Origin of the sequence: Winogradskyella sp. (assembly GCF_003712105.1) — a bacterium.
Taxonomy (GTDB): domain Bacteria; phylum Bacteroidota; class Bacteroidia; order Flavobacteriales; family Flavobacteriaceae; genus Winogradskyella.
Window position 1 is genome coordinate 72,786 of the sequence record NZ_RHLG01000005.1, and the last position, 21,766, is coordinate 94,551.

Annotated in this window: 18 protein-coding genes; 9 read left to right on the forward strand and 9 right to left on the reverse strand. The window is 33.2% G+C overall.

Annotated elements, in window-relative coordinates; all coding sequences use genetic code 11:
- Positions 1–325 precede the first annotated feature (325 nt).
- Both ED556_RS11720 and yihA read left to right on the forward strand, forming a co-directional pair.
- Positions 326–1,090, forward strand: coding sequence for an alpha/beta hydrolase (locus ED556_RS11720; protein ID WP_296323938.1), 765 nt, complete (start codon positions 326–328; stop codon positions 1,088–1,090).
- A 52-nt stretch (positions 1,091–1,142) separates the two neighbouring features.
- On the forward strand, positions 1,143–1,760 hold the full coding sequence (yihA, locus tag ED556_RS11725; protein ID WP_296323941.1) for a ribosome biogenesis GTP-binding protein YihA/YsxC: 618 nt from the start codon (positions 1,143–1,145) through the stop codon (positions 1,758–1,760).
- Here yihA and ED556_RS11730 read toward each other — a convergent pair.
- Positions 1,757–2,851 (reverse strand): ABC transporter permease, encoded by a 1,095-nt coding sequence (locus tag ED556_RS11730; RefSeq protein ID WP_296323945.1) that lies wholly within the window; start codon positions 2,849–2,851, stop codon positions 1,757–1,759. The genes yihA and ED556_RS11730 overlap by 4 nt on opposite strands.
- Before the next feature lie 88 nt (positions 2,852–2,939).
- A complete protein-coding gene (locus ED556_RS11735) occupies positions 2,940–5,075 on the reverse strand; it encodes a carboxy terminal-processing peptidase (protein ID WP_296323947.1) in 2,136 nt (711 codons plus the stop codon).
- Between the two features lie 199 nt (positions 5,076–5,274).
- Here ED556_RS11735 and surE point away from each other — a divergent pair, with 199 nt between their 5' ends.
- The 5 genes from surE to ED556_RS11760 all read left to right on the forward strand — a co-directional run bounded on the left by surE (position 5,275) and on the right by ED556_RS11760 (position 10,125).
- The gene (gene surE / locus ED556_RS11740) at positions 5,275–6,048 is read left to right on the forward strand and encodes a 5'/3'-nucleotidase SurE (RefSeq protein WP_296323951.1); all 774 of its coding nucleotides are present in this window, start codon (positions 5,275–5,277) and stop codon (positions 6,046–6,048) included.
- Positions 6,038–6,328: a hypothetical protein gene (locus ED556_RS11745; RefSeq protein ID WP_296323953.1), complete on the forward strand. Its 291-nt coding sequence runs from the start codon at positions 6,038–6,040 to the stop codon at positions 6,326–6,328. The genes surE and ED556_RS11745 overlap by 11 nt, the downstream gene beginning before the upstream one ends.
- Before the next feature lie 80 nt (positions 6,329–6,408).
- Positions 6,409–7,521 (forward strand): lipid-A-disaccharide synthase, encoded by a 1,113-nt coding sequence (gene lpxB / locus ED556_RS11750; protein ID WP_296323955.1) that lies wholly within the window; start codon positions 6,409–6,411, stop codon positions 7,519–7,521.
- Positions 7,522–8,031 carry an NlpC/P60 family protein gene (locus tag ED556_RS11755; protein ID WP_296323958.1) on the forward strand — a complete coding sequence of 170 codons (510 nt, stop codon included), beginning with the start codon at positions 7,522–7,524 and terminating at the stop codon, positions 8,029–8,031.
- 54 nt (positions 8,032–8,085) lie between these two features.
- Positions 8,086–10,125: a ComEC/Rec2 family competence protein gene (locus ED556_RS11760; RefSeq protein WP_296323961.1), complete on the forward strand. Its 2,040-nt coding sequence runs from the start codon at positions 8,086–8,088 to the stop codon at positions 10,123–10,125.
- A gap of 2 nt (positions 10,126–10,127) precedes the next feature.
- Here ED556_RS11760 and ED556_RS11765 read toward each other — a convergent pair whose 3' ends face one another.
- From ED556_RS11765 to ED556_RS11775, 3 genes are all read right to left on the reverse strand, one after another.
- The gene (locus tag ED556_RS11765) at positions 10,128–10,682 is read right to left on the reverse strand and encodes a thioredoxin fold domain-containing protein (RefSeq protein ID WP_296323964.1); all 555 of its coding nucleotides are present in this window, start codon (positions 10,680–10,682) and stop codon (positions 10,128–10,130) included.
- 83 nt (positions 10,683–10,765) lie between these two features.
- Positions 10,766–12,358: a peptide MFS transporter gene (locus tag ED556_RS11770; protein WP_296323967.1), complete on the reverse strand. Its 1,593-nt coding sequence runs from the start codon at positions 12,356–12,358 to the stop codon at positions 10,766–10,768.
- 32 nt (positions 12,359–12,390) lie between these two features.
- Positions 12,391–14,625 (reverse strand): S9 family peptidase, encoded by a 2,235-nt coding sequence (locus tag ED556_RS11775; protein ID WP_296323970.1) that lies wholly within the window; start codon positions 14,623–14,625, stop codon positions 12,391–12,393.
- A 150-nt stretch (positions 14,626–14,775) separates the two neighbouring features.
- On the opposite strand from ED556_RS11775, the gene ED556_RS11780 reads away from it, so the two are divergent.
- Both ED556_RS11780 and ED556_RS11790 read left to right on the forward strand, forming a co-directional pair.
- Positions 14,776–16,080 carry a hydroxymethylglutaryl-CoA reductase, degradative gene (locus ED556_RS11780; protein ID WP_296323973.1) on the forward strand — a complete coding sequence of 435 codons (1,305 nt, stop codon included), beginning with the start codon at positions 14,776–14,778 and terminating at the stop codon, positions 16,078–16,080.
- Complete coding sequence (locus tag ED556_RS11790; protein WP_366663751.1) at positions 16,080–17,363, forward strand: GYDIA family GHMP kinase; 1,284 nt, start codon at positions 16,080–16,082, stop codon at positions 17,361–17,363. The genes ED556_RS11780 and ED556_RS11790 overlap by 1 nt, the downstream gene beginning before the upstream one ends.
- A gap of 52 nt (positions 17,364–17,415) precedes the next feature.
- On the opposite strand, the gene ED556_RS11795 is transcribed toward ED556_RS11790, so the two are convergent.
- The 4 genes from ED556_RS11795 to lptC all read right to left on the reverse strand — a co-directional run bounded on the left by ED556_RS11795 (position 17,416) and on the right by lptC (position 21,763).
- On the reverse strand, positions 17,416–19,563 hold the full coding sequence (locus ED556_RS11795) for a SurA N-terminal domain-containing protein (protein WP_296323976.1): 2,148 nt from the start codon (positions 19,561–19,563) through the stop codon (positions 17,416–17,418).
- A gap of 100 nt (positions 19,564–19,663) precedes the next feature.
- Entirely contained in the window at positions 19,664–20,953 is a 1,290-nt protein-coding gene (locus ED556_RS11800) for a hemolysin family protein (RefSeq protein WP_296323978.1), read from the reverse strand.
- Between the two features lie 3 nt (positions 20,954–20,956).
- Positions 20,957–21,151, reverse strand: a complete 195-nt coding sequence (locus ED556_RS11805; protein ID WP_366663752.1) for a hypothetical protein — start codon at positions 21,149–21,151, stop codon at positions 20,957–20,959.
- 57 nt (positions 21,152–21,208) lie between these two features.
- Positions 21,209–21,763 (reverse strand): LPS export ABC transporter periplasmic protein LptC, encoded by a 555-nt coding sequence (gene lptC, locus ED556_RS11810; protein WP_296323981.1) that lies wholly within the window; start codon positions 21,761–21,763, stop codon positions 21,209–21,211.
- Positions 21,764–21,766: the final 3 nt, after the last annotated feature.

A 21,766-nucleotide genomic window follows, 5' to 3' on the forward strand; every position in this document is an offset into this window, starting at 1 on the left:
GAAATCAAATATATTGAAAAAATACCCACATTTTACCACATTTTACCACTTTTGTTGATAAGTTTTACATTTATCGACAAAAAACCAATATCGCCAGATGTTTAGAAGCAGAGAAAAAACAAATGAATTAGGGAATTATATTGACCTTGAATTGATAAGTATTTAACTATATTTCTTAGATAAAAACTTAAATGCTGAAAAGAAAAAATGAATTTTAGTTTTACCTATGGAATCATTGCGTTAGTACATCATTTTTTTTATTTAGATTTATGAATTTTCAAATAAAAAAATTGATGTACTTTTGTTTAACTATACTAAGTAATTAATGACACACCTTTTAAAAGAAGAAAAGGACTTTAGATATATAGAAGTAGGTGAAGGCACTCCAATAATTGTGCTTCATGGACTAATGGGTGGCTTAAGTAATTTTGATGCTGTTACTGATTTTTTTAGTAGTAACGGCTACAAGGTTCTCATTCCTGAGTTACCAATCTACACCATGTCTCTTTTAAAAACTAACGTTAAGAGTTTTGCTAATTATCTTAAAGATTTTATCGATTTTAAAGGATTTGATGACGTCATATTATTGGGCAACTCTCTAGGTGGCCATATAGGGTTATACCACACAAAATTATATCCCGAAAAAGTAAAAGCGCTTATTATTACAGGTAGCTCTGGTCTGTATGAAAGTGCCATGGGTAGTGGTTATACCAAGCGCAGTGATTATGAAGTGATAAAGAAAAAAGCGCAAGAGGTATTTTATAATCCAGAGGTAGCCACTAAAGAAATCGTTGATGAAGTTTACGAAACGGTTAATGATAGAAATAAGCTGGTTAAAACACTTGCTATAGCCAAAAGTGCCATACGTCATAACATGGCAAAAGACTTGCCAAAAATGCACACACCTACTTGTATCATTTGGGGTAAAAATGATACCGTAACACCTCCAGAAGTTGCTGATGAGTTTCATGAATTACTGCCTGATGCCAACTTATTTTGGATTGACAAATGTGGGCATGCAGCTATGATGGAGCACCCTCAAGAATTTAATGTCATTTTAAACGATTGGTTAGTGACTCGAGGTTTCTAAAAATAACTATTTATATTTTAATTTTTAAGACTGATTTATTTCTAATAATACTATGAAAATAAAATCTGCCGAATTTGTAATGAGTAATTCTGACGTTGCCAAATGTCCCAACCAAGCAATACCAGAATATGCATTTATTGGTAGAAGTAATGTAGGCAAATCGTCTTTAATTAACATGCTAACAGGACGTAAAAGCCTTGCTAAAACTTCTGGTAGACCAGGAAAAACTCAGCTTATTAATCACTTTATAATTAATAAAAATTGGTATTTGGTAGACTTACCTGGTTACGGTTATGCTCGTGTATCGAAAAGCTCAAAAAAGACCTTTCAAAAGTTCATTACCAATTATTTTGAGCAACGTAAACAATTAGTCTCCGCATTTGTTTTGGTAGATATTAGACACAAACCTCAACCCATAGATTTAGAGTTTATGCAGTATTTAGGTATGAAGCAAATTCCGTTTTCAATCATCTTTACAAAAGCGGATAAACTTAAACCTAAAGCTATTGAAAATCATGTCAACGCCTATTGTGATGACTTACTTCAATTTTGGGAAGAATTACCACAATATTTTGTAACCTCCTCAAGTAAAAAAATAGGTAAAGATGCAGTTTTAGAGTTTATTGATGCTACTAATACTGAGATAGAGCAATTAAGGCAAGACGTTTAACTCTTCACATCTAGAGCATCACGCAGGGCATTGCCGATTAGCATAAATGCCATGACTAAAACCATTATGCAAATCCCAGGAATAATCGCCAAATAAGGTTTCCCGAGGATAATGTAATTGTAATGATCTTTTATCATTGCACCCCAACTTGCCATTGGTGGTTGTGCTCCAATACCTAAGAAACTCAATCCGCTTTCTATTAAAATAGCCGCAGCAAAATTCGCAGCAGATATCACAATTAAAGGTGCCATTATATTAGGAAGAATGTGCTTAGTTATAATTCTAAAATCGGTAAATCCTAAGGCTCTTGCTGCTGTAACATATTGCAGTTGTTTGGCGCTAATAATTTGACCTCTAACCACTCTAGCCACCTCAACCCACATCGTTAAACCAACGGCAATAAATACTTGCCAAAATCCTTTACCTAATGCTAATGTTATTGCTATAACTAGCAGAAGTGTTGGTATTGACCATGTGATGTTAATAATCCACATAATAAAAGCATCAACTTTTCCACCATAATAACCTGCGATACTTCCCATAAAAAGACCAACAAGAAGAGAAATAAACACAGCAACAAAACCAATAAAAAAGGATATTCTTGCACCCACTAAAATTCTGCTTAAGTAATCCCTGCCATACTTGTCGGTTCCAAAAACAAATGTGCGTTCGGCAATATAAGGCTCATAATTATTATTCGGAAAGACACTTAGTTCTATTGTTTTTTGTTGGCCAATTAATCCTTCGCCAGCATATTCTGTATAATGAAGCAAATTATTTTCTACGCTATAGTTTGTAATAGGGATTTCGGTTTTGGTATTCGTTTTTCCAAAGAAAAGTCTGGATATAAAAGAAGATTCGTCTTTTTCAACTGACGGTAATTCTAAAATTTCAACCTTAAAACCTGGTGCTTTAGAATGAATAGGCAAATGCATTTGATTAGCATTCTTTGAACTATCAGGAACCAATACATATGCAAAAATTGAGATTAAACCAATAACCACAATAACCCAAAAACTAATAACGCCCCAAAGATTCGTTTTGAATTTTTGGAGCGCTAAGCTAGTTAATGAACTATTTGTTTTGGACATATAACTTTTTTTAATCTAAAAGAAAAAGACCTTTCGACTGCACTTCGACTTCGCTCAGCGACCACGCTCAAGGTGACACAAAACTACTTTAGTTCTTAATTTGAGCTACATTATTTTTTATAGCATATGATAGCTTTAAATCTTGAAGTACATTTAACGCTTCTTCAATATAAACATCTTTACTTAAGCTTTTATGCCAACGCTTTCTCTTCTCTTTAAGAACAGAATCTTTAGCTACTAAATCTAGCTCATATGGTAATGAGTTAAATGTTAAGTTAGATGTATACTCAGAGATTTTATCAAATCGTTTAGCTTGCATTTCATTAAACTCAAGCTGCTCTTTATAGTCGTTATAGTTAAGTGAAAATGTTTCGTTATCACGTATTTCATTGATCCACTTTGCATTCTCATCAATAAGTTTTAATTGCTCGTTAGCGGCAATACGTTCTTGGCTGTTCTTAATGGCGCCATCATAATCATAATAGTTTTCCCATAGATTATATGTTGCAGAATCTATTTTATCCCATGATAATGGATTGTCCTGAGTACGCTCACCAATGCCAATATACTTGTAACGGTCTGGAACAACAATATCACTATTTACACCTTTAAGTTGTACAGATCCACCATTAATACGATAGTATTTATCTGTTGTAAACTTAATTGCACCTAAGTCACCATTTGAATTGTTTCTAACCATGCGGTTAAGGTCTACCACGTTTTGGACAGTTCCTTTACCAAAAGTTTGTTCACTACCAATCACTACTCCTCTTTTATAGTCTTGCATCGCTGCCGCCAATATCTCAGAAGCAGAAGCAGACAGTTCATTAACCATTATTACTAATGGTCCATCCCAAACAACAGATTCATCTTCGTCACTAAGTACACGTTTATCTCCTGTTGTACTTTTTACTTGTACTATTGGCCCATCTTTAATAAAAAGACCTGTCAAATCAACCACTGCTCCTAGCGAGCCACCACGGTTGTCTCTTAAGTCTATAATAACGCCTTCGATATTTTCTTTTTTAAGTCGCTCAATTTCTCTTTTTACATCAATAGCACAACTTACACGGTTGTCTCTATCAAAATTATCGTAAAAACTTGGTAAGTTAATTAAGCCATACTTTTTGCCATCTTTGATCACTGTAGAGGATTTAGCATAAGTTTCTTCAAGAACAACTTTATCTCTTACTATTGAAATATCCTCTAATGTGCCATCTACTTTTTTGACTGTTAAGGTTACTGTTGTTCCTTTTGGACCTTTAATGTATTTAACAGCATCTTCAAGTCGCATGCCTACTATGTTAACACCTTCTTCCTCACCTTCTTGAGTTACTTTTAATATTTGGTCTCCAGTTTCTAACTTGTTTTGACGCCAGGCTGGGCCACCGCTAATAAGTTCGCTAATAGAAATGACATCTAATCTACGCTGCAAACGGGCTCCAATACCATCATATTTTCCGGACATATCTAAGTCAAATCTGTCTTTATCTACAGGCGTAAAGTAAAATGTATGTGGGTCAAATTCTCTTACAATTGCATTCATGTATACGCCAAACCAATCATTGCGTTGACGCTCTTCCATGTAAGTGTATAATTCAGTCAAGGATTTTAAAGTAGTTTCTCTAGCTTCAGCCTCTAATTCTTGCTTAGACTTCAACTCTACTGTATCATCTTCCTCAGCCATTAATTGATTATTCTCTATAGCTTCGTCATAATTTGCTATTGTAGAAAACTTTAATTGTTTTCTCCAACGTTCTTTCATCTCACGCTTATTCTTTACATAATCGAGAGATTCATAATTAGAATTGAATGTTTCATCTTTATCAAAATCAAATGGTTTGGAAAGAACCTTAGCATAAACGTCCTTTGATTCATCAATTCTTTGAATTAAACGTTGATGTGTTAAATTAAAGAACGACAAATCATACCCTTTTAACTGATCGTCTATTTTATCTTTATAGGCTTCAAACTCTTTGATGTCTGACTCCAGAAAATAGCGTTTAAAAGGGTCTAGTTGATTTATGTATTCTTCAAACACTCTTGCAGAAAAATCATCATTAATGTCCTGTGGGGCATAATGTCCATTATCTAATAGGTAAGTTATAAGACGTATTAATAATTTATCTTTGTCATTATCACTTCCATCTATTTTATTGGTAAAACTACATGATGCAAAAGCAATTAATAGTGCCAGTAATAAAAATTTGTATTTCCCTTTCATATGTCTTCTTTATTTTACCGTAGTTTCGATGAGACTCAACTTACAGTATTTACAATGAATAATAACTTTATAATTGACTAAAATAGACGAAAAAATCGTGCCATAAAACCAAAGTGCTACTAATTTTTTGTTAAACCAAAGTTATACAACAATTACAGGCTATTTTAGTATTTTAGCAAAAGACTAAATTTTGCCTTACATGCCTAGAAAACCTTTAATTCTTGTTACCAATGATGATGGCATAACTGCACCTGGAATACGTACATTAATTAATGTTATGACAACTATCGGAGATGTGGTGGTGGTTGCTCCAGATAGCCCTCAAAGTGGTATGGGTCATGCTATAACCATTGACTCTACATTATACGTTGAAAAAGTAGTTATAGATGACGGACCACAACAAGAATATAGTTGTTCAGGAACTCCTGCCGATTGTGTAAAATTAGCTATAAGAGAAGTTTTAGACCGTAAACCAGACCTTTGTGTTTCTGGTATTAATCACGGATCTAATTCCTCAATAAATGTGATTTATTCTGGCACGATGAGCGCTGCTCTAGAAGCGGGAATAGAGCAAATCCCAGCGATAGGCTTTTCATTATTAGATTATAGTTGGGGTGCAGATTTTGAGCATTGTAAATCAGTGGTAAAAACGATTACAAAAAATGTTTTAAATCATGGTTTACCTAAAGATGTGATTCTTAACGTCAATATCCCTAAAAATCAAAACGCTATCAATGGTATTAAAATTTGCAGGCAAGCACGAGCAAATTGGGAAGAAAAATTTGACAAACGTACCAATCCAATGGGAAAAGATTATTACTGGCTTACAGGAGAATTCGTAATTATGGACCATGGTGAAGATACCGACGAATGGGCATTAAAAAACAACTATGTCTCTGTTGTTCCTGTTCAGTTTGATCTCACTGCACATCATGCTATTCAACATTTAAATTCTTGGAAATTTGAATCATAGAAAAGACATTATTTTAGGATTTATTATTGGTATTATATCGGTTTTAATTGGGATTTTTATATTCGATTTATGCATTGGTTTATATAAGGGCAGCTCATTTACAAGAATCATAGACCGATCATTCAGTACTATTTTATTAGAAAAACGTGCTAGTATTGGCGCATTGATTAACCTTCCATTGTTTTATTTGTTTTTAAACAAGAAGATGGACAATTATGCAAAAGGTGTTCTTTTAGCTACTATACTTGTCGGCATAATATTTGTAATAAATAAATTATAACTACTATTATGGTAATTTTAAGATGAAATATTATAATAGATATATTTACCTTAAACAAAGTCATTTCAAAATTTAAATAGGTGAAATACTATATTATATCTGGCGAAGCATCTGGAGATTTACATGGCTCTAATCTTATGAAAGCTTTATATAAAGAAGATAAAGCTGCGGACATAAGATTTTGGGGTGGTGATTTAATGAAAGCAGTTGGCGGCACATTAGTCACTCACTATAAAGAGCGTTCTTTTATGGGCTTTGCAGAAGTGGTTATGAACCTTAAAACCGTATTGGGTTTTATAAAATTCTGTAAAACAGATATTCAAAATTTTAAACCTGATGTGATTGTATGTATAGACAATTCTGGTTTTAATTTAAGAATTGCAAAATGGGCTAAGCAACAAGGCTTTAAAACGCATTATTATATTTCACCTCAAGTATGGGCATCAAGAGCCAATCGTGTAAAAAAGATTAAACGCGATGTTGATATTATGTATACCATTTTGCCGTTTGAAAAAGCATTTTACAAAACATATGGTTATGATGTTGAGTTTGTAGGACATCCCTTGATTGATGCTGTTTCCGACAGAAATTTAATTGACGAAACTGATTTTAGAACCACCCATAATCTTAGTAAAAAACCCATAATAGCACTTCTACCTGGAAGCAGAAAACAAGAGATTAAAAAAATGCTTGATGTCATGCTTAGCGTTGCTGATAGTTTTACCGATTACCAGTTTGTGATTGCTGGTGCACCAAGCCAGGATTATGAATTTTACAAATCTATTATTGGTGATAAAGCGATTGCGTTTGTAAATAACAAAACTTATGATTTACTAAGCATCTCTCATGCTGCTTTAGTGACATCTGGTACAGCAACTTTAGAAACCGCTTTATTTAAAGTACCTCAGGTAGTTTGTTACAAAGCCAATGCTATTTCTTACCAAATTGCCAAACGTATTATAACCCTCAAATTCATCTCGCTAGTTAATCTTATCATGGACCGTGAGGTTGTGACAGAGTTAATTCAGAATGAGTTGAACACTCATCGTTTAAAACAGGAATTAACTAAAATACTTAGTCCAGAAAAGCGTGAACAGTTATTTTTAGATTATTACGAATTAGAACAAAAACTTGGCGGTAAAGGCGCTAGCGAAAAAACTGCTAAACTAATTTATGAAGCCATAAAAAACTAAATGAAAAAAGTATACCTACTACTATTAATTATAGCAACCTTGAGCAGTTGCGGGTCTTCAAAAAATGCATCTAAACGCTCAAAGCCCAAGTCTAATAAAACAGCTGTTTCAAAACCACCTGTTTCTAACCAAGCTGCTTCTATAATAGATTATGCTAAAACCTTTAGAGGCGTAAAGTATAAATACGGCGGCATTAGTAAAAAAGGTATGGACTGCTCTGGATTAATATATACCTCTTTTGGTAAATACGATATTTCTATGCCGAGAACAACTTCAGAGTTATCGAAAACAGGCGATTGGATTGATATTAAAAAGGTTATACCAGGAGATTTGGTATTTTTCGCAACTCGGAAAAACAGCCGAAAAGTAAACCATGTTGGTATAGTTACGGATGTTTTAGGTGATGAGATTTATTTTATTCATGCCTCAACAAGTCGCGGCGTCATGATATCTAAAGTCTCAGAACGCTATTGGTATTTGGCCTATGTACAGGCTAGAAGATATCTATAATTACTTATTTCAGTTCTAGTTTTTTAAGTGATATATAATTGAAGTGATTTGATAATGAAGCTGTTTAATTTCACAATTGTAAAACTTACAATATGCTTAATTGCTGGTATAATTGCTAGTTACTTTATTGATATTTCTCGTGAAATTTTATTCTTATTAGTAGGAGTTATAAGCCTATTTCTAATCTTGAGTTATAGCCACTCAAAACGAAGAAAGAAATCGCTATATACGTTCGGGATTTTAACTTATGCTATTTTTATCTTGATAGGAATTTTGTCATCACATATCTATGATGAAACCAATAGAACTTCGCATTACATTAACTCCAACTTTAACACTTTAGATTATCAAAGTTTTAGTTTTACAATAGCAAAAAGGCTAAAACCTGACAAGTACAACAACAAATATATAGTAGAGATACAAGACCTTAACGACCATTCTACTAGTGGAAAATTACTAATGAATCTTAAGCTAGACTCATTGAATTCTATGCTACAAATTGGTGATAGTTACTATGTAATCTCAAAGCTTTCAGAAGTTATAAAACCTAAAAACCCGTTTCAGTTTAACTATAATGCGTATTTAAAACAGCGTAATATTCATCATCAATTCTTTGCCAATCATACTGAGCTTCTTAAACTTTCAAATACCAATACAAACATTTCTAGTTATGCAGACCAAATAAGAACCTTGGTCAATACCAAACTAAAACAAAATGGTTTTAAAACTGAAACCTTGTCTATTATAAATGCGCTTATATTAGGACAACGTCAAGACATTAGTGTTGAAACTTATAATAATTATGTAAATGCTGGCTCAATACATATACTGGCGGTATCTGGTTTACATGTAGGAATAATTTTTATTCTACTTGTATTTATCCTTAAACCGTTACATCGCATTAAACATGGTAAGCATATTTATAAGCCAATACTAATACTTCTCTTTCTGTGGGGTTTTGCTTTTGTAGCTGGGTTATCGCCATCGGTTACACGAGCTGTAACCATGTTCTCTATTATTACTACTGCTCAGTTTCTTAAACGCCCAACTAACATTATAAATACGCTAAGTATTTCTGCATTTATTCTGCTATTATTTAAACCAATTTATCTTTTTGATGTTGGTTTTCAGATGAGCTATTTGGCAGTTTTTGCTATTGTTATCATTCAACCAAGATTAGTTAAACTTTGGGATCCTAAAAACTTAGTTGCTAATAAATTATGGGAAATTGCAACTGTAACTATCGCCGCACAAATAGGTGTTGCTCCGATAAGTTTGTTTTATTTTCATCAATTCCCAGGATTATTTTTTATTTCAAACCTAGTAATCATCCCTTTTTTAGGAGCTATTCTTGGTTTTGGAATATTAATTATTGTTTTAGCTTTATTCAATATTCTTCCTAGTTTTCTTGGGAAAAGCTACGAATTTTTAATTGATAGCCTAAATAATTTTGTGGCTTGGGTAGCACAGTTTGAGAGTTTTTTATTTAGAGATATTTCATTTTCAATATTACAAGTTTTAAGCAGTTATCTAGTAATTATTGCAGGCTTATGGTACTGGAATCATAAATCAGCTAAATCGCTGCAATTAGTTTTAATGAGTGTATTGGTATTTTCATTATCATTAGTTTATGATAAATACACCTCAAGTAGTAATGAATTTGTTGTATTCAATAAGAGTAGAGCTACTATTTTAGGTGAAAAGACAAACAACCATTTTAATGTTTATCATAATTTAGATTCTCTATCTCTAAAAAAAGACAAGGCTATTATAAACTATTCTGTAGGCAACTTTATTGAATCTAAACAATCAAAAAGTCTAAATTCAGTGTATTCGTTTAATGATAAAATCATTTTAGTTATTGATAGTTTGGGTATATATCAATCCAAACTGAAACAGCCCGATTATATTCTATTGAAAGATTCTCCAAAATTAAACATGGACAGGCTTATAGACTCTTTACAACCAAAACAAATTATTGCAGATGCTAGTAATTACAAATCTTATGTAAATCGTTGGAAGCTGACTTGTGAAGAAAAAAATATCCCTTTCCATAGTACTTATGAAAAGGGAGCTTTTATTATTAAAGATTGACCTTATTTGCTTTGTTTGAAGGTCGGCTTAAAATTTTTATAGTAGTCATTAAAGGCTTCTTGCGTTGTCATCTTTTTATAAGCATCGCTAGAAAACAACTTTAAATACAACTCCAATTGATTTGGTGACTGATAGCCAGTAATAGGTGTAATTAATTGTAACTCTTCATCAAAAAAGGCAATAGTTGGATACGCTCTAATTCTTAAAAAGCGCGTAAACTCATGAGGAGAGTTTCTTCTGTTTGCTTTAGATGCGTCATACCCTGGATTTGTAAAGCTTGTTTCTTTATACGTTACCGGTTTATTACCTTCAGCATTGAATTTTACGGCATAAAAATTTTCATTAATATATGCCGCTACATCGGCATTTTGAAATGTATTTCGGTCTAGTAATTTACATGGACCACACCAATTGGTATATACGTCCATGATTATCTTTTTAGGGTTTTTCTTCTGAAGTGCAACAGCCTCTTCAAACGACACCCAATTAATTTCTTGCGCTGTTAGGCTTACTGTAAACAACACTATAAAACCTGCTAAAATTATCTTCTTCATCATATGCTCTTAGTTGCAATTATTGGACCAAACTTACGAAATAAAAACACCTCATAAAGAGGTGTTTAACATATCGTTTTGATTTATTATTTAATACCGTGCATCATTCTAATTAATGTCTTATTCAATAATATCATTATAACTCCTGCGCCAACAGGGATAGCCGTAAATATTAAAAAGAAGGTAGTCATTCCATATTCTTCAACAATTGGGTCTATATAACTTCCTGTCCAACCTGCTGTTAGATTCGCTATGAAGTTCGCCACAAACCAAATTCCAAACATCATACCAACCAATTTTAATGGGGCTAATTTGCTTACATAAGATAAACCAACTGGTGATACACATAATTCTCCTAGGGTATGGAATAAATATGCTAGAATTAGGAAAATCATACTCACTGATGCTGTTTTTGCTCCCAATGGAATACCCATAGAACCATAAGCTAAAATTCCGAAACCTAGCCCTAATAATATCAAGCCTATCGCAAATTTTATAGGACCTGTTGGATTGTATTTGCTCTCCCAAATTTTTGAAAATAGTGGTGCAAAAGCAATAATAAAAAATGAGTTTAGTATTCCGAACCATGATGCTTTAACCTCAGCAACTTCAGCACTAAATTCTCTGTATAGCATCCATATAACTATACCCCAAATAATCACAAAACTTGTCCCCAACAAAGTATTAGACAGTGCATACTTACTAAACGTTTGTTTAAAAAGTAAAAGCAATACCCACGTTATTATTAACATTGGAACAACGGTAAGTAGAGTATTGAATACTTTGAAGGTCAATGCACCGTCTCCTGTTAGAATTCTATCTGTATAATCGGCAGCAAAAATTGTCATTGAACCACCTGCTTGCTCAAATGCCCACCAGAAGAAAATCGTAAAGAATGAAAATACTCCTATAACTTTTAACCTATCAGCAGTAATTTTAGATTTAGAAGCTTGGCTTACTACGTCTTCAATATCATCTTCTACTTTATCTATTGAATCCTCTATAATATCATCTAAATCTCCAGATTTTTTAGGAGATAAGCCAATGTTTCCAAATATTTTCTGAGCAAAGTAAAATTGTAACATTCCAAAGAACATGAAAATTCCGGCCAGACCAAAGCCATAATGCCAACCAACAGATTCACCTATGTATCCGCATAATAGAATTCCTAAGAAAGCTCCAGCGTTGATTCCCATATAAAAAATGGTGTATCCAGCATCTTTCTCTTTACCTTGAGATTTATATAATTGCCCAACAATTGACGAAATATTTGGTTTAAATAATCCATTTCCAATAATCAAAAGACCTAGACCTGCATAAAAGAATGCATCAGCAGTAACTTCTAATGCCATAGACGCGTGACCTAAAGTCATTAATAAAGCACCTACAACAACAGCATTTCTATAGCCCATTACTTTATCAGCTATAAAACCTCCAATTATCGGGGTAATGTATACCAATCCTGTATACCATCCGTAAAGTAGAAGTGCTTCAGAACGTTCCCAGCCCCAGCCGCCTTCTCCTATGATTGCCGCTGTTAAAAATAAAACTAGTAATGCACGCATTCCATAGTATGAAAAGCGCTCCCACATTTCAGTGAAAAATAACACAAATAGTCCTGATGGGTGACCTAAGACTGTCCTTTGATTAGTTTCTGAACCTCCAAATTTAAATTCCATATATTAATTCTATTAGTTAGTATTTAGTTTTGTTATCCTTTTATTTTAGACTTTTCTTCATCTTTTTCTTCTTTGGCATTTTCACGTTTATCACCTAGGGTTTCATGAATAAATTTCGTCATTTTATTGTACAGGTGCAACCTTGTATTCCCACCGTAAATACCGTGATTTTTGTCGGGATACACCATCCATTCAAATTGCTTATTAGCTTGCACCAAAGCTTCAACCATACGCATGGTATTTTGCAAATGTACATTATCATCACCAGAGCCATGAATTAACAGAAAATCGCCTTTTAATTTATCTACATGATTTATAGGCGAATTTTCGTCATAACCACTTGGGTTTTCTTGAGGCGTTGTCATGTAACGCTCCGTATAAATTGTATCGTAAAAGCGCCAGCTAGTAACAGGTGCAACAGCAATGGCCATTTTAAACACATCATTACCTTTAAACAAGGCATTGCTACTCATAAAACCACCATAACTCCAACCCCAAATTCCAATTCGTTCTTCATCTATATATGGTAATTTCCCTAATTCCTTAGCAGCAGCAATTTGGTCTTCTACTTCATATTTTCCTAATTCATTTTGTGTCACTTTTTTAAATGCTGCTCCTTTGTAACCTGTGCCTCTACCATCTACACAAACCACAATGTATCCTTCTTGTGCTAAGTGTTGGTACCAGTAATCATTTGCGCCATTCCAACGATTAGCAACAGACTGCGAACCCGGACCCGAATATTGATACATAAATAACGGATACTCCTTATTGGCATCAAAATCTGCAGGCTTTATCATCCACATATTTAAATCATTACCATTAATATTTATTGTACTGAATTCCTTTTTTGAAGTCTTATATTCGGCAACTTTATTAGCTAGTTTATCATTATCCTTTATACTTTTTACCAAATTACCATTTCGCGCACTATTTAACGTGTACTCGTATGGTGATGTGGCACTAGAATGTGTGTTAATGAAAAAAGAGAAATCCGAACTAAATGAAGCATTATTAGTACCATCACGCTTTGTTAAACGCTTTTTGTTTGTACCATTTAATTTTACAGAATACACATCTCTATTTATTGAGCTATTCTCTACTGATTGGTAAAAAATAGTTCCTGAATCTTCATCGAAACCATAATAGTTGGTGACTTCCCAGTCACCATTTGTAACTTGGTTAATTAACTTACCATCTTTAGAATAGTGATAAATATGGTTGTAGCCATCTTTTTCACTCGTCCAAATAAAGCTGTTATCCTTTAAGAACGTTAAGTTGAAAGTCACATCAATGTAAGCTTTATCAGTTTCTGCTAAAACTAATTTTGATGTATTGCTTTTTGCGTTTATCATCCATAAGTCCAGTTCGTTCTGATGGCGATTCATATACTGAGCGCTTAATACATCTCCATTGTTAGTCCATTCAATTCTTGGGATATAGAAATCTTTATATGCTTTATCTACTTTAATTTCTGATAATTTATCTGTTGTTAAATCAAATAAATGAAGTGTTACATTAGAGTTAGCCTCGCCAGCTTTAGGGTATTTAAAAACCTGTTGTGTTTGGTAAAGTCCTGTACCAAATACATCCATTGAAAACTCTGGCACTTTGGTTTCGTCAAATCTTATGAAGGCTATTTTATTGCTGTCAGCATTCCAATCAAATGCTCTTACAAAACTAAATTCTTCCTCATACACCCAATCCGTAATTCCGTTTATAATGCTATTCTTCTCACCATCAAACGTTAATTGCTTTGTTTTTCCTGAAGCCAAATCCTTCACATAAAGGTTGTTTTCAAAACCATAAGCTACCTTTGTAGCATCTGGTGAAAATGTTGGTTCTTGCACTAAATTTTCAGAAAGCTTTTCGATTGATTTAGTAGCCATATCATACACATAATATTCACCAAGAGTAGAACGTCTAAAAACAGGTTTTGACTTGGTCATAACTAGAATTTTAGACTCGTCGTCACTAAACTCATAACCTATAAAATAATCTAATTCTGCTAAGTCTCTTGAATCTAAAGCGGTACTCACTTTATTTAGTGTTTCGTAATCAAACACATCTATAGTGTGTGCTTTGTTTTTTCTATCGTGATTTAGAACAGAAAACTTATTGCCTTCTTTCATAGAATACAAAGACTGCATGCCTTCAGTTCTAAAGGTGCCGTTCCAAATATCTTTTAAACTAATTTCTTTATTTTGAGCTGTTACTGTGGCTGTGATTAAAAAGCCAATAAGGGTAAGTACGTGTGTGAGTTTCATTAACTATTTCTTATTTAATAAAGCAATGCCAAGTTTACTAAAAATTATGCAAAAAACCCGAATTATTAACAGTAAATCAGCAATATTGAGGATCATATCACACATATTGTACCATTCCTAGTATCTTTGCAATTAATTAAAAAAATAATCATGCAGAACAGTATTTCTGGATTTTCAAAATTATCTAAAACCGAAAAGATTGATTGGTTGATACAATCTTACTTTTATAATGATGAATGTGCTAAATCTATCCTAACTCAATATTGGAATTCAGACAAAAAGCTCCAAAAACTGCATGATGAGTTTATAGAAAACACCATAACAAACTTTTATTTACCTCTTGGTGTTGCACCAAACTTTTTAATTAATGACCATTTGTATACAATACCAATGGCAATAGAAGAAAGTTCGGTGATTGCAGCCGCTAGTAAAGCCGCAAAGTTTTGGTTAAATCGTGGTGGTTTTAAAGCCGAAGTTATTTCTACAGTAAAAATAGGTCAAGTACATTTTACTTATACAGGTGACAAAAATGTGCTACATAGTTTTTTTAACGCTATAAAAAGTAAACTCATCGCTGATGCGTCTGACATTACAAAAAATATGGAACGTCGTGGTGGTGGCATACTTGATATAGAACTTAGAGATAAAACTGGTGATTTAGAAAACTACTATCAACTGCATGCAACTTTTGAGACTTTGGATGCCATGGGTGCCAACTTTATAAACTCATGCTTAGAGCAATTTGCTAACACCTTTAAAATCGAAGCACAAAACCACGATGTTGATGGTATAGATGTAATTATGAGCATCTTATCTAACTATGTTCCTGAATGCTTGGTTAAAGCTGAAGTAAGATGCAAGATCGAAGATTTAAAAGATAAGGATATACCAGAACCATACATTTTTGCTAAAAAATTTAAACAGGCAATAACCATTGCTGAAATTGAACCTCATCGCGCAGTAACTCATAACAAAGGTGTTATGAATGGTATTGATGCCGTGGTTTTAGCAACAGGTAATGATTTTAGAGCAGTCGAGGCTGGTGTGCATGCTTATGCTTCTAAAGAAGGTAACTATTCAAGCTTAACGCATTGCAGTATTGACAATGACGAATTTTGTTTTTGGATAGAAATTCCTTTAGCACTAGGTACAGTTGGTGGACTTACAAGTTTACATCCATTAGTGAAATTTGCTTTACAATTATTACAAAACCCAAAAGCAAGAGATTTAATGAAAATTGTAGCAGTAGCTGGTTTAGCACAAAACTTTGCCGCTGTAAAATCACTAACTACTACTGGAATTCAGCAAGGACATATGAAAATGCATTTAATGAATATTTTGAATCAGTTCGACGCTGATGAAACTGAAAAATCAGAACTCATAGAGTACTTTAAAACAACTACCGTTACTCATAGCGCAGTTGTAGAAGCCATTACTAAATTGAGAAGCAAATAATGCCAAAAGGTTATGTTTATATATTGGAATGTGCTGATGGCAGTTACTACACTGGTAGCACAACAGATATTGAAAAACGATTAACTGAACACCAAGAAGGTAAAGCTGCTAACCATACTAAAAAAAGATTACCTGTTAAGTTGGTATATCTCGAGGAGCACCAGCGAATAGATGATACTTTTTATAGAGAAAAGCAAATACAAGGTTGGAGCCGAGCAAAAAAAGAAGCTTTGATTGAAGCAAATTTTGATGATTTACCTAAACTTTCTGAGTGTAAAAATGAAAGTCATTCAAAATATATGACTTCGACTCCGCTCAGTCACCAAGTTAGTACTAACCAAATAAATAAAAGAGGCTTGGTAGCTGAGCGGAGTCGAAGCTACAGAAGTAACGGCAAGCTTCTTATTACTGGTGAATATTTAGTCCTTGATGGGGCAAAAGCTTTAGCACTACCGACAACATTTGGACAAGAACTTATGGTTAACCCTAATGATTCTGGAAGCATATCATGGCAGAGTTTTGATGAAAACCATGACGTTTGGTTCCAAGATAAATTTGATTTCAAAAAAGTGCTGCACACCGAATATATATCTGATAGTGATGTATCAAATCGTTTGATTCAAATTTTTAAAAGTATTCATAGCTTAAATCCAACGTTTTTTAATTCGCAGAATGGCTTTGATATAATTACACGTCAAGACTTTAATAGGAAATGGGGATTGGGCACATCTTCAACTCTAATTAATAATATGGCCAATTGGTCTAATATTAATGCATATGAACTACTTAAACTTACTTTTGGCGGCAGTGGTTATGATATTGCTTGTGCTCAAAATAACACACCTATAGTCTATAATCTAGCAGATAATAAACCAATGGTTTCAAGTTGTAATTTCGACCCCATTTTTAAAGATTGCATCTACTTTGTATATCTCAATCAAAAACAGAATAGTAGAGATGCTATATCTAACTACAGAACCTTTAAAGGTGACCTCGAAACTTATATTAAAAAAGTAAATACAATAACAAATGCTATTATTGAAAGTAATAGCTTGGAAGTGTTTAACACCTTAATAAAAAAACATGAAGCCTTAATTTCGAGTCTAATTAAACAAGATACTGTAAAGGATAGATTGTTTAATGATTTTGATGGTGAAGTGAAAAGCTTAGGCGCTTGGGGTGGTGATTTTGTTTTAGTAACTTCTAAAGGCAACCCAGAAGATTATTTTAAATCGAAAGGATATAGTACCATTTTAAAATATTCTGAGATTATTAAAGCATAAAAAAGGCTTCACAAATGCGAAGCCTTTTCTTTAATTTTATTTTGAATAGTTACTAATATACTGTTTTAGCTCTATTGTCTTCAATATCTGCAGCATTTTCTAAAGCAGAATATACTCGATTCTGTATAGTGCTTTTTCGCGCACTATTTAAACGTGATAAGATACCAGCATAATTGTCTTGCATTGTAACTTCATTAATTTTTGTTACTTCGATTACATAGACACCTTTTTCACCATCAATAGGTTTAGAAACAGAACCTTCTTCTAAACCAAAAGCTGTACCAACTACTTTAGGCTCAATTCCTGCGCCAGATAACGTTGTGTTTTTAAGTGTTACACTAGTCGCTGTTTTAACTGTTTGACCTTGATTATTTGCAATATCATTTAATGAAGAAGCTGTGATCATCTCACGAATCATTGCTGCCTTCTTCTCTTTACGTACTTCTATCAATACAGGTGTTGTAGCATCTTCAACCGACATTAATCCTTCTTCATTAACGTCTACTAATTTTACAACTACAAAACCTACTCCTGTTACATTGAAACTTTTATAATCACCAACATTTGTTTCTGCATTATATGCCCAACGCACAATTTGTCTTTGACTACCTAAACTCGGAATATTCTCATCCAATTCTTTAAACGTTACTGGTCTGACTGTTAAACCTCTTTCTTCAGCTAGTTCATTAAAATCTCCCGACTCAGCTGCAATTTCGAATTTTTGCTTTGCATTAAATACGTCATCAATCGTTTTTTCTGATGCTTCAATCTTACGAGCAATAGTAGCAAGCTTAACTGTATTACTAAATGATGTTTGATCTAATATTTCAATAATGTGATATCCAAAACTAGTTTCAACAACATCGATATCACCTTTCTTATTATCAAAAGAAAACGCTCTAAACTCTGGAGCAAAGCTCTGGTTGTATGCAAACTCTATAACACCTTCGGCCTCATTACTTACTTTATCAGAAGATAGGTCTAATAAATCTTTAAACTTAGAACGGTTGTTCTTTACAACTGCGTAAATACTATCTGCTGTTGCTTTTGCTTGCTCAGGCGTTCGTGTTTCATCTGGAGCTACTCTGGTAGCGCCTACATAAGGAATTAAGATATGGCGCACCTTCACAGAATCTGCTTTAGAAGCTTTATCTAAAACTCTAGAATATTTGTAATACTCACCATCTTTGTAAGGGCCATAGTAAGATCCGATAGCAGTAACAGACAAACTATCTTTAGCTGAACCCAACTCTGATGGTCTTAGATAAGCGTCAGCATACTTTATGTCCGAATTATTATTTACAAATCCTTCGATGTTTTTTGTATTATCAAAACCATAGATTGTGTCTGTACCTTTTGTGACATCATTAAACTCTAACCGATCACTTTTAAGAGAAAGTAACTCCGCCTTAAGTGCATCTTCATCTTCTTTAGATGCATCTTCACGGAATTCCACAAACAAAATCTCTCTAGTTTCATCAACCTCATATTGAGCTCTATTCTTTTCCATGTAAGCTTTGATATCAGACTTAGTTACTTCAACTAAACTGTCTGCTATAGAGGTATACGGTATCTGAACATATTTTAAATTAACAGAAGCGTTATCGGCTAAGTATTCAGCTTCGGCTTCTGTTATCGTAGAATTCACACCAGCCGTAACTAGGTTGTAATATTGTTGCGTTAAAGCACCGTTAGCCAATGATTGCTCATTGTTTGTCCATTGTGCATAGTTAATTGTAAAATTACTCAACGGTGCACCTTGCGGTTGTATATCTTTAAGATTTGCAATAAATGATCTAAGTTTATTTACATCAAAAATACTGTCTTGATTTTGAAACTCTGGATATGTACCAAAACTTCGCTCTAAAAGCTCAAGCATTTTGTCTTCCTCAACAGTTAAACCAAGCTTTTCGAACTCAGTATTCATAACAATACGATTTAACTCTTGATTGTAAATATTGTTCTTAATTTGAGTTTCGGAAGTGTTAGGACCAACACGTTGTTGCATGTTTTGAACCTGAAACATAAATGGTTCTCTTTTAATATCCTCGCCATTAATCGTTGCTATAATATCTTGAGACCCTCCAGAAAATCCATCCGAATTTCTAAAAACATCACCAATCACAAAGGCAAATAATGCCATTGCAATAACTAAAATTAGGACTAGAGAACGTTGTCTGATTTTATTTAAAACTGCCATTTTATGGTATTTCGTTTGTTAAATTTAAGTGTGCGAAAATAGCATTTTCTAGTAAATAATAAAAGGAAGAACTCTCATTTTTTAAAGGATGAGAGGCCAACTATTCTTCAGGCATAATTTTAAGTTGCACACTATCTATTTTTGCAGAAGATGCTTCGGTTATCTGAAACTTAAAATTTTCGATTTTTATCGTATCATTTAACACCGGAATATCTTCGGTAAAATGAACAATTAATCCTCCTAATGTCTCATAAGCTTCACTTTCAGGAAGGTTTAGTTTGTAGGTTTCATTAATATAATCGACCTCTAAACGTGCGGAGAAGTTAAACGTATCCTCTGTAATTTGCTCTTCGGTCAGTGCAACACTATCGTGCTCATCTTCAATTTCTCCAAAAAGTTCTTCAATAATGTCTTCTACCGTCATCATTCCAGAAGTACCACCATATTCATCAATAACTACAGCTATGCTTTTTCGTTTTTTATTAAGAAGATTCAACACGTCCTTAACCAAAATAGTTTCAGGAACAAACACAACTGGTATTAAAATAGACTTGATGGTCTTGGGTTTTTTAAACAATTCGAAAGAATGTACATATCCCAAAATATCATCAATAGAATTTTTGTAAACTAAAATTTTGGTATAACCTGTATCTACAAATGCTTGTGTTAAATTTTCTATAGAATCGAAGATATCTATTGCCATGATTTCGGTGCGAGGCACCATAACTTCCCTAGCCTTTACTTCTGTAAACTCAAGTGCATTTTGAAAAATTTGAATCTCACTATCTACCTCTTCATCTTCTTCAACAGATTCCATTTGTTCAGTAATAAAATTGCCTAATTCTACTTTAGTTAATGCTAGCTCTACGGCATCACCTTCTGTCTTAAAAAACGTTTTTAAAACAAAATCTGAAATACGAATTACAAACTCAGAAATTGGACTAAATATGAGATAAAAAATATAAGCAGGGAGCGCAAATAGTTTTAACAATACATTGGAGTAAATCTGAAAAAACACCTTTGGCAAAAACTCAGCAGTTAGTAAAATAATGGCAGTCGATATGACCGTTTGTGTCAATAATTGAAACTCTACCAGCAAGTAATTAAGAAATGATATATCCGAAGGTAAAAATCCTTGAAACCACTTTACTAATACATCACCCATTTTAAAACCATAAATAACTAATGCAATATTATTGCCTATTAGCATTGTAGTAATAAACTTTGATGGTTTTACAGTTAGTCTTTCTAAGAGTTTTCCTAAAAAATCACCTTGTTTTTTCTCTAACTCAATATGAATTTTATTAGAAGACACATAGGCAATCTCCATACCTGAGAAGAATGCAGACAGTAAAAGTGATACAATAATAATTATGGCATCTGTAGACATCAATTATTGTTTTCGTCTGTCCTCGAACTTTTTTCTAAATCGCTTTCTAAAGAAAAACATAAACACAGCTAATGACGCAAATAATAACGACATGTATGAGCGGTTTCTATCTGTTGACCAATTAGAAATGGCATCCCAAGCAAATAGGATCGCAAAAATTATGTAAGCGTATTGAAATATTTTTAGTGCTTTAATCATAACTCAATGTTTTTAATAATGTGACTTCGGCTCCGCTCAGTCACCAATTAAAGATAGTTAATTATCTAGTTCCATAATGCCACCAGACTCGAGCATTTCGTAATCCACAAAATTTCTATCAGAATCAAATCCTCGGCCAGAAACATCTGTACCCTCTGAGCGAAGTCTAAAATTTTCATTAGTAAAGACCCATTCACTCTTTTGGTCATAATACATTTGGGGTGTGAACAAAGAGTCATTTTTATGAGTTGCCAAAATTACATTACCACGCAAATCAATTAAATCGGTATCATTATAGATAATTGCATAATCCGAAAATATTTGACTTGCATTGCCTTCATCATCATATATAATCAGTTCGATACCTTCTGGAAACTCTGAAAAACCAAAATCTCTATTAGAATAGTCTATCATTTTAGAGCTTAGCAGATTTGCTCTAAGCATAAACGAATCAGTGTACTTTAAATTAATGGTGTCAGCAATACCAATAGGAACATTTTGGAGCACACCAACCTGTTGTACATCTTTAAAGTTGTTTTTACATGCAAAAAACATAGTCACAGCTAATGCTGTGACTATGTTTAAAATTATATGTAAGTATTTACGTCTCACTTT